This is a genomic window from Kocuria palustris (assembly GCF_007666205.1).
Classification (GTDB): Bacteria; Actinomycetota; Actinomycetes; order Actinomycetales; family Micrococcaceae; genus Kocuria; species Kocuria palustris_A.
Genome location: NZ_VDOR01000008.1, coordinates 1 through 15,212, shown reverse-complemented (window position 1 = coordinate 15,212; position 15,212 = coordinate 1). Strand labels below are relative to the sequence as shown.

The following is a 15,212-nucleotide window of genomic DNA, read 5'->3' as shown; positions in this document are numbered from 1 at the left end:
AGCGCTTCGAGGGCGTTGTCCCCAGGCGCCGCCCCGACAGCGGCGGGGATGCTCGGTTCACTCAGCCTCGTCATCCCCTCGGCCCGGCGTCCACGGACCTGCCCCCCGCCCAGGCGCTCAGGGCGCCTGCGGCGGCGGCCCAGCGGTCGGCGATCGAGCCCATCGTCGCCTCGATCGACGCGGATGCCCTTCCTCGCGCCACGCGGGCCAGCTGGAACTGCAGGCCCTTCGCCTCCTCGGAGACGGCGGTCCAGTTCTGGGCCGCCGTCTCGAGGGCAGGGTCCTGCGCATGTCGGCAGGCCTCGGCGGCCAGCATGGCGACGACGCCGAGCTGCCGTGTCGTCTCGAAGCACAGGGCGTGGTAGCCGTCCATTCCCCGCCCGCCGAGCCATTCGAACCGTGCTCGCAGGATCGCCATCAGCTGCTCGGCCGGATTCTCCCGGGGCGCCCTCGAGGCATGCAGCCGCAGCAGGCGGCGGGTGGCTGCGACAGCATCGACCTCGTCCGGGCTGCGCAGCCCGTCCAGTCGAATGAGCTCCGTGTACGGCGACGGCACGATGCCGTCCGCTCTGCCCGGGCCGAGGACGCGGTCGAAATCCTCTCCCCCCAGGCGGTGCAGGCCCTCGTTGTGCAGATAGACGAGCTCTTGCGCCGGGGGATCCGCTGCCAGCACCACGATCGAGGTCTTGGTGTGCTCGATCCCGTACGAGACCCCTCGGGTGTCCGGGAGCCAGAACGCGTCGGCCTCGATGAGCATCGCATGGCCGGCATCCAGCTGCTGCAGGACCTGCTCCTGCAGGCCGAGCCAGATGTCGTGCTCTCCCACCCGGATGCCGTAGACCTCCTCGAGATCGCGGTGCTCGACCTTGAGGAACTCGAACTGGGTCGTCTGCGCGGCGGCGGCGACCGCTGCGGCGAACATCGGCTCGGGCGCGTGCCCGAGCCCGTGCAGCAGCTCGATCCACACGTCGAGGTAGCAGTTCGTGTTGGACCACACCGATTCGTCGCGGTGCAGCCGATGCTGTTCGAAGCCCGCCGCGCTCAGGCCGACGACGCCGAGGCCGTGCGCCGTCGCGGATGTCGTCTCCTGGTTCACAAGGCCTCCCCTGCGGGCAGCCCGAGCAGGCGGCAGACCTGCTCGGGCCACGACCGGATATCCGGCCCGTGGGCCCGTGCCAGGGCGAGCGCGACCCGCTCGAGGCCGAAGCCGAAGCACGCGGAGTGCGCCGTCCTCCCGTCCTCGGTCCGCAGCTCGAACTCGGCGCCGAAGTGATCCTCGTGGTAGTTGCCCGAGGCGATGGCCGTGCGGTGCGACTCGTAGATGGGTGCGGTGATCTCGAACTTCAGCTCCGCGTCCCGCTGCCCCTTGGCGAGCATCACCCCGGCACGGCCGAAGAACGGGTCGTTGGCGCTCTCGACCTCCACGTCCAGACCCAGGTCTCGCAGCAGTTCCGCGCCGAGCTCGAGCATGGCTTCTCGGTGCGCCACCGCCTGCTCGGGTGTTCCGACCAGCACGAACTCGAGCATGCGGAACGAGACGAAGCGCAGGGGGTCGGGAGAGGGCTCGTTGCGGAAGCAGTCGCCGATCAGCGAGTGGACCGTGCCGTCGACCACGCCCTGCGAACGGCCGCGCTGCAGCGATGCGTAGAGCGGGTGGCATGCTGCAGGAACCAGGGCGAAGCCGCTGGTGGTCATGTGCCCGTCCCATGGCTGACCCGCCTCGCGGTCCGCCAGCAGCCGGCGGTGGGCCTTGGTATCGCCCTCGAAGATGTCGATGGTGCCCAGCAGCTGGGGGAAGCTCGCGACGTAGTCGGTCCGCTCGAGCAGGCTCCGACCGTTGACCGGGGGGAAGCGCACCGCTTCGAGCCTGCCCGGGCGGGGCAGGTCGACGGCGCGCTCGCGAGCGGCCAGGATCAGCCCCTGGACCACGGCCTCCATGACGGCTCCGGTGCCCGTGATGCCCTCGCCGAGGGTGGGCAGCAGCCAGCCCGCCTCGGTCAGCTCCGCCTCGAACCGCTGTTCCGGGGAGAGCTCCTCGTCCGCTGGGGCCTGCCGGGGACCTCGATCGTCGGCCATGGTCATGCCCTCCCCTTCGAGACGGTGAGCAGCGACGCGCTGCTGCCCAGGATGCGGTCGTTGTTCACCTGCAGCGAGGGCCCCATGGCATCGCGCAGGGCCCGTGCGAGCGAGTGGGGTCCGGTGTTCGAGTACGACGCGATCCCCACGACGACCATGGCGTCCGCGACGATCCTGCGCACCGATTCCGAGGACGAGACCTTGAGGGTGTTCATGGCGATCGAGAAGTGCAGGGACGAGGCCTGCGCCGGGTCCTGCGCCGCGGCCTCGAACCGGGAGACCGCCGCGCGCACGGTGTCGATCATCGACTGGATCTCGACCTCGAGCTCTGCCAGGCGCAGCGCGCCCGGGGGCACGCTGCCGGGCGTCGCACGGGCCTTCTTCTGCACGAAGCGGCGCGCGATCGCCCCGGCGCCGAGCGCGAGGCCGAGCCATGACGAGGCCCACAGCGTGTGCGAGGCCGGCAGCATCGTCTGCGCCGAGACCGTCGCGAAGTCCGCCGGGAGCACGAGCTGCGCAGGCACCGTTCCTTCGAGCTCGAAGCCCTCCGACATGGTGCCGCGCAGCCCGAGCGAGTCCCACTCGCTCGTGCGCTCGAGTCGCAGCTGCTCCCGCGGGACGACCACGAGGGACTGCTCGGATGCGGGCGCCTCGGGGCTCTTCCGGGCCGTGACGAGGATCGCGTCGGCGAAGCGCGCGTAGGAGATCACCGGGGCCGACTTGGCCACGGTCACGGTGCCGTCCTGGTTCGGCACCACCGCGCACGAGGAGGTGCGGGTATCGCCGCCGATGTTCTTCTCCGTGGTCGAGGAGGCCAGCAGCAGCTGGTCCGCGGCCACCCGGCGAGTGAACCGCGACAGCATCGTGTCCGCTTCGAGATCGATGTGGCGGGTCAGGCAGAGCTCCTGGCTGAAGTGCATGGCGATCACGGCGGCCGATGATGCGCAGACGCTGCCCACGGACTCCACGAGGGCGCAGATCTCGGTGATCGTGCGGCCCAGGCCGCCGTGAGCCTGGGGCACGTGCGCACCGAGGATGCGCTGCTGGCGAAGCGCGTCGAGCGTCTCCTGCGGGAACCGGCCCTCCCGGTCGACATCGGCGGCACTGCCCGCCGCCGCATCGACGACCGCCGAGATGCGGCGGTCCCAGTCCCCCTTCCGATCTGACCCATCGAGCATCGAGGTGCCGGCTCCCGAGGTCGCCGCGCTCATCGTTCGTCCCCGAGCTGCTGCACCGCGGCCGCGATCGACCCGAGGCTCTCGAACGTCTCCTTCGTGAGCATGGCCTCCGGGAACTCGATGTCGAACGCGTCCTCGACCCCCAGCATCACGTTGACGGACGCGTGCGACGTCATCCCCGCCCCGTAGAGGCTGGCCGACTCCTCCAGCGACGCCGCATCCTGCGCGAGGTGGGCGTGCTGCGCGACGACCTCACGGACCTCGGCGATGATCTCTTCTCTGCTGGTCATGCTCTCTCCCCCGATCTGCGAAGACCCCGCTGGGGCCTCCTGCGTTCGTGGGAGCGCGCCTGCCGCCGTCATCCCGGCGTCCGGCCACGCTCCCCTGTCTTCTTCTCCATCCCCCGTGAAGGCGCCCCGGGGCGGACCCGCTCGGCGGGCCCGCGGCCGCGCCTCAACGGCGGCGGTCTGCTCGGATCCCCCGGATCCGACGTTCACGGTGGTCTCCTCCGGCCCCCTTCCCCCCGGGTTGGAGCGTCCCGAGAGCGCGATCGCTCGGGCGGCCGCGAAAGCTCCCCCTCCTTCGTTCGCCCCCTCGGCCCTGGCCGAGGAAACGCCGGCCAGCACGACCGCGATCCCCCGGGAGCGGGCGTAGTGGCCGACCCTCCCCCGCAGCCGGACCCGGACCCGTCGTAGCATGCCCGGCCCGGCGTCCCCACCCGGTGCGACGTGCAACCGGTCCCAGGTGCCGTCCGGCGAACCAGGGAGCACCTGGATGTCGGTCCATGAAATCGGATCCGAGGCGCCCACGTCCAGACATTTCATGACAGCTTCCTTGGCGGCCATGCTCTCGGCCATGACCCGGACGAGATCTCCCGCTGCGGCCGCGGGACGGGTCGAGCGGTCGAGCACGGCCTGCTCGTCGGCATGGAGCACGCGCCGCACGTAAGCGGCCCCGAAGCACTCGAGCGACTCCGCGACGGGGCCCTGGGACTGCACGTCGCAGCCGACGGCGATGATCCGCCGCGAGACGGGCTCCGCCCCCGGATCGTGCCGGAGGCCGACCCCGGCCGGGGCGGCAGTCAGCGGCCCCACCGGGCCGCTCGGCCTGCCGCGGAGCCCACCGGGCCGGGCTGCGGCGCGGCCGCGGCATCGGTCGGCACGCGCTGCGCAGCGATCGCGGTCGGCCGCTCGACGGGACGGCCGCCGATGCCCCACGGCTGCACGTCGAGTCCGTAGGCCTGCGCCAGGCGATCGTGCTGGATCCCGGCGCAGTTCTCCTGCAGGGCCCGATCCTGCTGGCGGAGCATCTCCTCACGCGTGCTGAGCTGCCGGATCCGCTCCCACTGGGCGGCGAGATCGGAGGGCGCATCCAGCACGATCGGCAGGGACACCTCATGGAAGGCCTGGATCGAGCGCACCGCGATCGGGCGCCGGAGCCGGGCAGCCTCCAGGACCGTGATGGGGAATCCCTCCCAGGCCGCCGTGTGCAGGTAGAGGTCCGCTGCGGCGAGACGCCGTTCGACCTCGCCGGGCGAGACCCAGCCGGTGACTTCGATCCCGGCGGCCTCGAGGTCCGCCTGCATCGCATCGTCGCCCCCGCCGACCCACAGGGCGCGGACCGCATGGCCCCCTGCTCGGACACCGAGCACCGCATCGCGGAACCAGGCGGGATCCTTCTGCTGGGCCAAGCGTCCGGAGCCGACGACCAGCGGGCCGCCGGGGTGGGCCGAGCAGGCGACGAGCTCGGGGACCGAGCTCGTGTCGAGGTCCTCCGCGATGTTCGGCACGTGCACCAGCTGCACCTTCGGATTCCACCGGCGAGCCGGTGCGAGCTCGGCGCGGGAGCACCCGGCCAGAACATCTGTGCGCTCGAGGAGGGCCCGCTCGACGACCCGGTAGCCGAAGCGCTCGAGCGACGACTTGTCCTGCCGCGCGAAGGCCCAGGCGTGGGGTGTGTAGACGCTTCGGAAGCCCTCGAGACCGACGGAGGCCAGGCGCGCCCATACGCCGGCGTAGCTGCTGTGGGAATGGACGACGTCCGGGCTCAGGTCGCGGATGAGTGCTCGCACGGTGCGCACCGCGTTGGCATGACCGCCCTCCACAGCGGTCACCGAGGCGAAGTCGTCCTGCCATGCTGCGCCCAGCGTGCCCGCCTCGGGCCGCAGGCGGCACACGATGTGATGCGTGGCCTCGGGCAGGTCCCGGACGTAGTCGCGGACGGCGGCGGCGACGCCGCCTCCGAACGCCTCGACGACATGCAGGACGTCGACCGCAGAGCTGCGCTCCATGCAGTTCCCCCAGACACCGGGCGCTCAGCCCGATTCGAGCGGCGCTCCCGCACGAGTCCCCCTCGATGCCGGCGCCGCGGATTCCCCGATTCCTGCGGAGCACTCCCCCGAGCGCGCCGTACGTCGTCCCATCCTAGGCGAACGGGGCCGCGCGCACGGATCGACACCACCCAGTTCGGCCCACAGCCGCGCCGCCCCGCGTCCCCGGACGCCCCACGGCCGCCGCGTCCGACCACGTCACCCGGACACGGCCTCCGGCGGGGCGCCTCCCCGTAGGATGAGCATCGGACCGATGTCATCAGCCATCCAGGAGGACCCCGTGGCCGTCAACGCCAGCCAGACCATCAACGCCCCCGTGGACAAGGTCATCGAGACCTTCACGGACGAGGCCTTCAACCGCCACGTCGCCGAGCGCGGCGGCGCGACCCTGGTGTCGCAGAGCGTCGAGGGCGACACCTCGGGTCCCTTCAAGGTCACGATCGTGCGCAGCATGGGCGCCGAGAAGCTGCCCGAGATGGCCCAGAAGTTCGTCAAGGGCGGCCTGACCGTGACCCAGGTCGACACCTGGTCCGGTCCGCGCGAGAACGGCTCGCGCGATGTCCAGACGGAGGTCTCCGTCGGCGGCATGCCCGTGTCGGGCTCCGGCACCCAGACCCTCGCCGCCAAGGGCGAGACCACCGACGTCGTCGTCGACGTCACCGTCAAGGCCAATGTCCCGCTCGTGGGCGGCAAGCTCGCCGCCATGGCCGAGCCGTACGTCGGCAAGGCCCTGAGCCTGCAGTCCCGCGAGGCCGATGCCTGGATCGCCTCGCACTGATCCCCCGGCGCGGCGGACCGGCCGCGCACACGCCCGGCCGGCGCCGCAGGACGAGCGCCCGCCCGGCGCTCTCGGCAGCGGCCCCCTGGCCCCGCAGCAGCGGGATCAGGGGGCCGCTGCCGTCCGGGCCCACCGCGCCCGGTCGGCGCGCGCCGGCCTGTGAGCGGCCGTACACTGTGCTGGTCCTCAGCCGCCGCCCCCGGGCGACGACCGCACCGATCCCCGGAAGGCCCCCCGCATGTCGCAAGCCGAAGCAGCCCAGAGATCGCCTCTGATCAGGTTCGGAGACTTCCTGCGGCAGGACGTGGTGGGCGGCGTCCTGCTGCTCATCGCCCTGGTCCTCGCCCTGGTGCTGGCCAACTCGCCGGCGGAGGGCTTCTACTTCGGGCTGCGCGACGCCGAGGTCGGCATCCACGCCGTCCCCGGGCTGACCCACACCGTGGGCGAATGGGCCGCCGACGGCCTGCTCGCGATCTTCTTCTTCCTCACGGGCCTGGAGCTCAAGGCCTCCTTCGTGGACGGCGAGCTGCGCAACCCCGCCAAGGCCGCCGTCCCGATCGTGGCCGCCTTCGGCGGCGCGGCGGTGCCCGCGGTGATCTACGCGGTCATCAACCTGACCGCCGGAACGGATCTCGAGACGATCAAGGGCTGGGCCATCCCCACGGCCACCGACATCGCCTTCGCCGTGTCGGTCCTGGCCGTCGTCGGATCCGCGCTGCCGCTGGCCATGCGCACGTTCCTGCTCACCCTGGCCGTCGTCGACGACCTGATCGCGATCGTCATCATCGCCATCTTCTACAGCCAGGGCTTCAGCTTCCTGCCGCTGCTGGGATCGTTCGCCGTGCTGGCGGTGTACTGGGTCCTGACCCACCGCTTCGCGAACTTCTTCATGGCCCGCGCCTGGGCCGCCTGGCTGATCCTGCTCCCCCTGGGCTTCGTGGTCTGGATCCTGATGTACAACAGCGGCATCCACGCGACGATCGCGGGCGTGCTGCTCGGCTTCGCGACCCCGGTCCTGAAGACCCACCCGCATGTGATCGACGACGAGGACCCCGCCCAGGGCCTGGCCCCGACCCTCGAGCACCGGTTCCGCCCGCTGGCCAACGGCTTCGCCGTCCCCGTCTTCGCGTTCTTCTCCGCCGGCGTCGCGATCGGCGGCCTGGAGGGGATCCGCTCCGCGGCCACCGACACCGTCGCGATCGGCATCGTGCTGGGCCTGGTGCTCGGCAAGACGATCGGCGTCTTCAGCTCCGCCTGGCTGATGGACCGCTTCACCCCGGCCAGCAAGGACCGCGACTACCAGTGGATCGACATGGCGGGGCTGGCCATGGTGGCCGGCATCGGCTTCACGGTCTCCCTGCTGGTCGCGGAGCTGTCGTTCGGCGTCGGCTCCCCGCGCAACGACCACGCCAAGGTCGGCATCCTCTTCGGCTCGACCATCGCCGCGGTCCTCGGCGGCGGGCTGCTCGTGTGGCGCAACCGCCACTACAAGCGGCTGCGCGCCGAGGGCGCCGAGGTCGACACGATGGGCTGACCCGCCCGGCCGGGCCCCGCCGTCCAGCGGCCGCGGGGTCGACGGCGCGCAGCGACGACGACGGCGCCCCCTGCCTCCCGACGGAGGAGGGGCGCCGTCGTCGTCGAGCCGGCAGCCTCGGGCGCTCAGCCCTGCTGCTCGGCCAGCGCCTGGTCGATCGCCTTCTCGGCGGCCACCCAGCCCAGGGCCGCGCACTTCACGCGGGCCACGAACCGGGAGACGCCGACGAAGGCGGCGGCGTCGCCGAGCAGCTCGACATCGGGCTCGGCCCTGCCGCGGGAGTGCAGCATCTCGCGGTACGCATCGAGCTGGGTGCGCAGCTCGCTCAGGGGCGTGCCGGGGGCCATCTCGGAGAGCACGGAGGCCGCGGCCATCGAGATCGAGCAGCCGTCGCCCTCCCAGGTCACGGAGGCCACGGCGTCGTCGGCCAGCCCGACCCGCAGGCGGATCTCGTCGCCGCAGGTGGGGTTGTACTCGTGGTCGTGCCCGGCCGCGGTCTCCCCCGGTGCGAGCTCGACGACCGCAGGCTGCCCCGGGCGCTCCTGCACGGGCGCGGCCAGGCCCTCGCCGACCCTGCGCTTGGAATGGTCCAGGATGACCTCCTGGTACATCTGGTCCAGATCGCTCATGCCGTGCCCTTCCCGCCGTCGCGGCTGTCGTCGGTGTCGTCGACCCGGAAGTAGGGGCGGACCTTCTCGAGCTCCGCCAGGAAGCGGTCGACGTCCTCGGTCGTGTTGTACAGGTAGGCGCTCGCCCGCGTGGTGGCGGTCGTGCCCAGGCGGCGATGCAGCGGCTGCGCGCAGTGGTGGCCCACGCGCACGGCCACGCCCGCGACGTCGAGCAGCTGGCCGACGTCGTGGGCGTGGACGCCGTCCACGACGACCGAGGCCAGGCCGACCCGCTCGACCCCCGGCCGCGGCCCGACCAGCCGGACGCCGGGGATCCGCTCGATCCCGGCGGCCAGGCGGGCGCCCAGCTCGGCCTCCCATGCCTCGATGCGCTGCATCCCGACGCCCTGCAGGAAGCGCACGGCCTCGGCCAGGGCGACGGCCTGCGAGATGCGCTGGGTCCCGGCCTCGAAGCGCGTGGGCGCCGGCATGTACTCGCTGCCCTCCATGGTGACCCGGGTGATCATCGACCCGCCGGTCAGGAAGGTCGGCAGCGCCTCGAGCAGCTCGCGGCGCCCCCACAGCGCGCCGATCCCGGTGGGTCCGAGCATCTTGTGCCCCGAGAACACCGCGAAGTCCACATCGAGGGCGTGGAGGTCCACGGGCAGGTGCGGGACGGACTGGCAGGCGTCCAGGACCACCAGGGCGCCGACCCCGCGCGCGGCGGCCACGAGGGCGGGGACGTCGTTGATCGCCCCGGTCACGTTGGAGACGTGGGAGAAGGCCAGGACCCGGGTGCGCGGCGTGACGACCTCGTCCAGGCGCTGCAGCTCGAGCAGGCCGTCGTCGTCGACCGGGATCCAGCGCAGGGTCGCGCCGGTGCGCGCGCACAGCTCCTGCCACGGGACCAGGTTGGCGTGGTGCTCGGCCTCGGTCACGACGATCTCGTCGCCGGGGCCGAGGCGGAAGCGCTCGGAGGCGGGGCCGGAGCCGTTGCTGCCCGCCGTGGCGTTGGAGAACGCGTAGGTGAGCAGGTTCAGCCCCTCCGTGGCGTTCGAGGTCCAGACGAGCTCCTCCTCGTCCGCGCCCACGAATCCCGCGACGGTGCGTCGCGCCTCCTCGAACGCGTCGGTGGCCTCGACGGCCAGGGTGTGGGCGCCGCGGTGGACAGCCGCATAGGACGAGCTCAGGAAGGACGTCTCCGCGTCCAGGACGGCCTGCGGGCGCTGCGAGGTGGCCCCGGAGTCCAGATAGACGAGCGGGCGGTCCCCGACCTCGCACTGGAGGATCGGGAATGCGGAGGCGATGCGGCGGGCCTCGGCGTCGTCGATCGGGGCGGCGCTCGGCGAGCCCGCGTCCTGGGATCCGGTCGGGGTGTGCATGCGGTACCTCCATTGCGTCGGCGGCGGCTCGTGGCCTTCTCGGGCGCGCGGCACATCCACGGTAGTCCAGGCCCCGGACGCCGCGATGCGGCGGGTCACCCGCCGTCATCCGTCGGGGGCCGGCGGCTCAGGCGCCGTGGACCGCGTTCTGGGCGGCCGTCAGCCCGTCGTCGATGATCCGCTCGACCGCATCGGCGGCGCGGTCCAGGTGCACGGGCAGGGCCTCGGACTCGGCGGCGGTGAACGGGCGCAGGACGAAGTCCGCGGTGTCCATGCGGCCCGGCGGGCGGCCCACGCCCACGCGCACCCGCACGTAGTCCTTCGTGCCCGCGGCCTTGGTGATGTCGCGCAGGCCGTTGTGCCCGCCCTCGCCGCCGCCGCGCTTGAGCCGCAGGGCGTCGAACGGGATGTCGACCTCGTCGTGGACGACGATCAGCCGCTCGGGGCCGACGTCGAAGTAGCTCAGCAGCGCGGAGACGGGCCCGCCCGAGGTGTTCATGTAGGTCAGCGGCTTGGCCAGCACCAGGCGGGGCCCGCCCGGCCGCAGGCGCGTCTCGATGACCTGGGCCCGCGATCTGTGCGCGGAGAACGACCCGCCGGTGCGCCCGGCGAGCTCGTCGAGGACCATCTGGCCCACGTTGTGGCGCGTGCGCGCGTACTGGGGGCCGGGATTGCCCAGGCCCACCACGATCCAGCGATCCGTCGTCATGCGGGGCCGCTCCTCGGGCTGCTCGTCGTCTCGGGTCCTGCGGCGCAGGCGCCTGCCGCGCACGGCGATGGCACCCCGCCGCGGGGACGGGGTGCCATCGGGGCTCCGGCGCGGCCCGCTCGCGCAGGGCGGGCGGGCCGCGCCAGGGGGTCACTCGCTGTCGGAGGACTCCTCGTCGGAGGACTCGCCGCCCTCGGAGTCGCCCGACTCCTCGCCGGACTCGCCCTCGGCGCCCTCCTCGGTCTCCTCATCCGTCTCCGGCTCCTCGCCGAGGTCCTGCTCGATCGGCTCGGAGACGTTGATGACCATGGTCTCGGGGTCGGTCAGGACCTCGACGCCGTTCGGGACGTCGATGTCGGAGACGAGCGCGTGCTCGCCCGGCATGCGGGCCTCGATGTTCAGCTCGACCTGCTCCGGCACGTTCAGCGCGTCGGCCATGACGGTGATCGTGGTCTCCTCCTGCGTGTAGATCGCGGAGGGGTCCACCTCGCCGGTCACGTTGATCGGCAGGTCGACCTCGACCTTCTGGCCGCGCTTGACGGTCAGCAGGTCGATGTGGACGATCTCCGGGCGGATCGGGTGCCGCTGGATCTCCTTGAGCATGGCCAGGTGGTCCTGGCCGTCGTCGGCCGTGACCTCGATCACGGCGTTGGCATTGCGGGAGATCAGCATCATGTCGTGGCCCGGCAGGGACACGTGGATGGGATCGTGCTCGGCGCCGTAGATGACGGCGGGGATCTTGTCGGCCTTGCGGATGCGGCGGGCGTAGCCCTTGCCGAAGTCCTTGCGGACCTCTCCGGGGACCTTGGTGGTGTCAGCCATGTGGCTCCTCCTGGTGGATGATCGCTGCGTGTCGGTTCGCCGGTGCCGGCCTGAGTCGACCGGACCGCGTCCTCCCGAGCACGCTGCGCCGGTCGGGGCCGGGGCGGATCGCCGGGGCCGCGACGCACCAGGGCGTCTGCTGCGCGAAGAATGCAGGTTCCAGCCTCGTCGATAACGGGAGTCCGCGGGCCTGCACCCGGGCTCCCCTCGCCTCGGCAACCGGACAAGGATAGCAGTCGGGCGCGGGACTGCCCAGGCGGGGCATCGACGCAGGTCGCCGCCGGTTCCCGCACCGCCATCGCCGCCCGCGGAGCACATGACCACAATGGGGACGCCGCATTCCGCCTCCGACCTCGTACGATGGTCTCGTGGATCGGGATCGTGCCGGCCTGCCGTGGGGACGGCGGGCCGTCGGCGCCGTCCCGGTCGATTCAGCAGTCAGAGGACTGCCGGGGGCACCCCTGCAAGCGCGCCGCCGTGCCGGAGAGCGCGGTCGCCGGCCTGCGGCATCGCCGCACGCCGCCGGAACGGTGCGCGACGGCCCCCGGGCAGTCCATCAGGGGGAGGGTTCCATCCATGGCCGGTTCGCTGGACACGTCGCAGGAGACCGATCGGCACCACCGCCGCGTCGACGCCGATTCCGAGACCGGGCTCGCGCAGGGCCGCCGCGCCGCCGCGGGCCGGGCAGCGCACGGCAGCTCGGCCCCCGGGCCCCTGCCGCCGTCGTCCGACGGCCGCGCCGCTCAGCCCAGCACGGGCCCCCTGCGCACCGTCGCGACCCCCGATGCTCCGCCCAGGCCGCTTCCCGTGGCCCCCGAGCCGGACTGGCGCAGCCGCTACACCACACGGATGCGCCTGATCGATGCGCTGGCGATCCTGGCGACCCTGGCCCTGGCCCAGCTCGCCCGCTTCACGCTGCTCGACGAGGAGGCCGAGCTGGCCCTGGGCTCGATCGACGTGCACTACGCCGTCGTCGGGCTCGTCCTGGGCGTCCTGTGGTGGCTGTGGCTCGATCTGCGCGGCACCCGCACGGTCCGCCTGATCGGCGCCGGGATGGACGAATCGCGGGAGGTCGTCACCGCGACGGTCACGCTCTTCAGCGCCGTGGCGATCGTCTCGTACGCCTTCGCCCTCCCCGTCGCCCGCGGCTACGTCCTGGTGGCCCTGCCGGCCGGCGTGCTGCTGCTCATCGTGGGGCGGTGGCTGCTGCGCACGCAGCTCATCCGCGGCCGGCAGCGCGGTGAGTCGATGGCCCGCACCATGGTCGTCGGCCGCCGCAGGAGCGCCCTGGAGACCGTCGAGTCGCTGCGCGCCCACGTCGAGTCCGGCCTCGATCCCGTGACCGTCTACACCCCGGACAGCCGCAGCAGCCTGCCCGGCCACCTCGAGGCGCTCGAGGTCCCCAATGCCCTGGCCCCCGGCCAGCCCCCGTCGGTCGCCGGGATCCTCGAAGCGGTGCACCGCCATGAGATCCAGACCCTGGTGCTGGCCGCCAGCTCGCCGCTGACCTCGGCGGAGATCCGGCACCTGAGCTGGTACCTGGCCGACGCCCGGGTCCGCCTGGTCCTCAACACGGGCCTGACGGACATCGCAGGTCCCCGCATTCACACCCAGCAGGTGGCCGGGCTGCCCCTGATCCACGTGGCGACGCCGCGGATGACCCGTTCCCGCCGGGCGCTCAAGCGCGCCGTGGACATCGTGGGCTCCCTGGCGGCGCTGCTGGTCTTCTCGCCGATCATGCTGATCGTCGCGCTGGCGGTGAAGGCCCACGACCGCGGCCCGATCCTGTTCCGGCAGCAGCGGGTGGGACTCGACGGGACCCGCTTCCGGATGCTCAAGTTCCGCTCGATGTACACCGACGCGGAGGAGCGCAAGGCGGCCCTGCTGGCGGCCAACGAGTCCGGCGGCGACGTCCTGTTCAAGATGAAGGACGACCCCCGCGTAACCCGGCCGGGCAAGATCATCCGGCGCTACAGCCTCGACGAGCTGCCGCAGTTCGTCAACGTCCTGCGCGGCGAGATGTCGCTCGTGGGCCCCCGCCCGCCGCTGGAGTCCGAGGTCAGCAAGTACGAGGCCTACGTCCACCGCCGGCTGCGGGTCAAGCCCGGCATCACCGGCCTGTGGCAGGTCTCCGGGCGCTCCGATCTCGACTGGGACCAGGCCGTGCGCCTCGACCTCTACTACGTGGAGAACTGGTCCGTGCTGGAGGACTTCCTCATCCTGATGCGCACGGTCAAGGCCGTCTTCGCTCACGAGGGGGCCTACTGATCGGCCGGCTGCCCGCGGCCACGCCGGAGGCCGTCGCACCCCAGGGTGCGGCGGCCTCCGCATCTCATCGACCCGCATCGTCGAGCCGCGTCGTCGCTCTGCATCCCCGGTTCACGCGAAGTTCGCTCAAGAAAAGCTGATAACGGCCTGATCAGCAGCCGTGCGCTCCCCTATGCTTCAGGAAGTCCGTGCCCCTCCCCCCACCTGCACGGATGTTCGATCCTCCCGAGAAGATAGGCCCTGCGTTGTCTCCCTCCCCCCGCCTCACAGGCACGTGCTCCGTGCTGTCCATCGCGGCGCTGGCCGTGACCTCCCTGCTCACGGCCGCCCCCGCCTCCGCCGATGAATCCCCCGCCACGGGAACCACCGCGGCGGGCGCCCCCGCCGGGAAGCTGCCCCTCGTCGACGGCGAGGTCGTGTCCTACGACGAGGACGCCGTCGCCTCCTACGACGATCCCGAGCTGCCCGACGCCGCACCCTCGACCGGCGATGACACCCCCGGGGCGACGATGGGCCAGCACCGCAAGTCCCTCGAGGAGGCCAAGCACCTGTCGGAGGACTCGGAGCGGACCATGGAGCGCATCGAGAGCGGCGAGGCGCCGAACCCCGAGTCCGCCGACGACACCCCGGCAGCGGCCTCCGCGGCAGGGGCCGGGCCCGCCGGCTCCATGGCGCTGACCCGGCTGGGCAGCGCCTGGCAGCCGGCCGGCATCCAGGGCATGGACGTCTCCGGCTGGCAGCCGTCGGTGAACTGGTCGCGCGAGTACGCGATGGGCGCGCGCTTCGCCTACGTCAAGGCCACCGAGGGCACCACGTACCGCTCCCCCACGTTCGACAGCCAGTACATCGGCTCGTACCAGTCGGGGATGACGCGCGGGGCCTACCACTTCGCGATCCCCACGCGCTCGTCGTCGGGAGCCGCCCAGGCGGACTACTTCATCGACAACGGCGGCGGCTGGTCCCCCGACGGCCGGACCCTGCCGGGGCTGCTCGACATCGAGTACAACCCGTACCCGGCCTACGGCAACATCTGCTTCAACCTCAGCCAGTCCGAGATGGTCGCCTGGATCGAGAGCTTCTCGAACCGCTACGAGCAGCGCACCGGCCGCCTGCCGGCGATCTACTCGACGACGGATTGGTGGCAGACCTGCACGGGCAACACGTCGCAGTTCGGCGACCACCCCCTCATGCTGGCCCGGTGGACCGGCTCCCCGGGCCCCATGCCCGCGGGCTGGACCACCTACGACATCTGGCAGTACTCCGAGTCCGGGCCCTTCTCGGGCGACTCGAACGTCTTCGGCGGCAGCGCCGCCAAGCTGCGCGACCTGGCGGTGAACCCGGACTACCGCCCGATCGGCGGCCGGGCCCCCCAGTCCGCCGTCGCCGGCACGGGCTTCCGCGACGTCCCGGCCGACCACCAGTTCGCCACCCAGATCCGCTGGGCCGGGCAGCAGGGCTACCTGACCGGCTGGTCCGACGGGACGTTCCGCCCGAACGAGAACATCCACCGCGACGCCATGGCCGCCGT

At 72.3% G+C, this 15,212-nt stretch carries 13 protein-coding genes and 1 pseudogene; 4 read left to right on the top strand and 10 right to left on the bottom strand.

What is annotated here, in order from left to right:
- Positions 1-70: 70 nt before the first annotated feature.
- From FSY66_RS08665 to FSY66_RS08640, 6 genes and pseudogenes are all read right to left on the bottom strand, one after another.
- The gene (locus FSY66_RS08665) at positions 71-1,096 is read right to left on the bottom strand and encodes a DUF1839 family protein (RefSeq protein WP_186304520.1); all 1,026 of its coding nucleotides are present in this window, start codon (positions 1,094-1,096) and stop codon (positions 71-73) included.
- Positions 1,093-2,082, bottom strand: a complete 990-nt coding sequence (locus FSY66_RS08660) for a class-II aminoacyl-tRNA synthetase family protein (protein WP_260853605.1) — start codon at positions 2,080-2,082, stop codon at positions 1,093-1,095. The genes FSY66_RS08665 and FSY66_RS08660 overlap by 4 nt, the downstream gene beginning before the upstream one ends.
- Positions 2,079-3,287 carry an acyl-CoA dehydrogenase family protein gene (locus tag FSY66_RS08655; protein WP_144793730.1) on the bottom strand — a complete coding sequence of 403 codons (1,209 nt, stop codon included), beginning with the start codon at positions 3,285-3,287 and terminating at the stop codon, positions 2,079-2,081. Before FSY66_RS08655 ends, FSY66_RS08660 begins: the two co-directional genes overlap by 4 nt.
- Positions 3,284-3,544 (bottom strand): acyl carrier protein, encoded by a 261-nt coding sequence (locus FSY66_RS12870; protein ID WP_144793727.1) that lies wholly within the window; start codon positions 3,542-3,544, stop codon positions 3,284-3,286. The genes FSY66_RS08655 and FSY66_RS12870 overlap by 4 nt, the downstream gene beginning before the upstream one ends.
- A gap of 483 nt (positions 3,545-4,027) precedes the next feature.
- A pseudogene (locus FSY66_RS13110) lies at positions 4,028-4,348 on the bottom strand (4'-phosphopantetheinyl transferase superfamily protein); the annotation flags it as partial.
- Complete coding sequence (locus FSY66_RS08640) at positions 4,336-5,544, bottom strand: glycosyltransferase (RefSeq protein ID WP_144793725.1); 1,209 nt, start codon at positions 5,542-5,544, stop codon at positions 4,336-4,338. The gene FSY66_RS08640 and the pseudogene FSY66_RS13110, both read right to left, overlap by 13 nt.
- Positions 5,545-5,836: 292 nt before the next feature.
- Between FSY66_RS08640 and FSY66_RS08635 the strand changes: the two genes are divergently transcribed.
- Positions 5,837-6,361 (top strand): DUF2505 domain-containing protein, encoded by a 525-nt coding sequence (locus FSY66_RS08635; protein ID WP_260853604.1) that lies wholly within the window; start codon positions 5,837-5,839, stop codon positions 6,359-6,361.
- Between the two features lie 238 nt (positions 6,362-6,599).
- Positions 6,600-7,895, top strand: coding sequence for a Na+/H+ antiporter NhaA (gene nhaA / locus FSY66_RS08630; protein WP_144793722.1), 1,296 nt, complete (start codon positions 6,600-6,602; stop codon positions 7,893-7,895).
- 125 nt (positions 7,896-8,020) lie between these two features.
- Here nhaA and sufU read toward each other — a convergent pair whose 3' ends face one another.
- The 4 genes from sufU to FSY66_RS08610 all read right to left on the bottom strand — a co-directional run bounded on the left by sufU (position 8,021) and on the right by FSY66_RS08610 (position 11,416).
- Entirely contained in the window at positions 8,021-8,524 is a 504-nt protein-coding gene (gene sufU, locus FSY66_RS08625) for a Fe-S cluster assembly sulfur transfer protein SufU (RefSeq protein ID WP_144793719.1), read from the bottom strand.
- On the bottom strand, positions 8,521-9,885 hold the full coding sequence (locus tag FSY66_RS08620) for a cysteine desulfurase (protein ID WP_144793716.1): 1,365 nt from the start codon (positions 9,883-9,885) through the stop codon (positions 8,521-8,523). The genes sufU and FSY66_RS08620 overlap by 4 nt, the downstream gene beginning before the upstream one ends.
- Positions 9,886-10,012: 127 nt before the next feature.
- Positions 10,013-10,594, bottom strand: a complete 582-nt coding sequence (gene pth / locus FSY66_RS08615) for an aminoacyl-tRNA hydrolase (RefSeq protein ID WP_144793713.1) — start codon at positions 10,592-10,594, stop codon at positions 10,013-10,015.
- Between the two features lie 150 nt (positions 10,595-10,744).
- Entirely contained in the window at positions 10,745-11,416 is a 672-nt protein-coding gene (locus FSY66_RS08610) for a 50S ribosomal protein L25/general stress protein Ctc (protein ID WP_144793711.1), read from the bottom strand.
- A gap of 576 nt (positions 11,417-11,992) precedes the next feature.
- On the opposite strand from FSY66_RS08610, the gene FSY66_RS08605 reads away from it, so the two are divergent.
- Complete coding sequence (locus FSY66_RS08605; protein WP_144793708.1) at positions 11,993-13,684, top strand: sugar transferase; 1,692 nt, start codon at positions 11,993-11,995, stop codon at positions 13,682-13,684.
- Between the two features lie 281 nt (positions 13,685-13,965).
- The coding region (locus FSY66_RS08600; RefSeq protein WP_260853603.1) for a GH25 family lysozyme at positions 13,966-15,212 on the top strand (1,247 nt) is incomplete at its 3' end.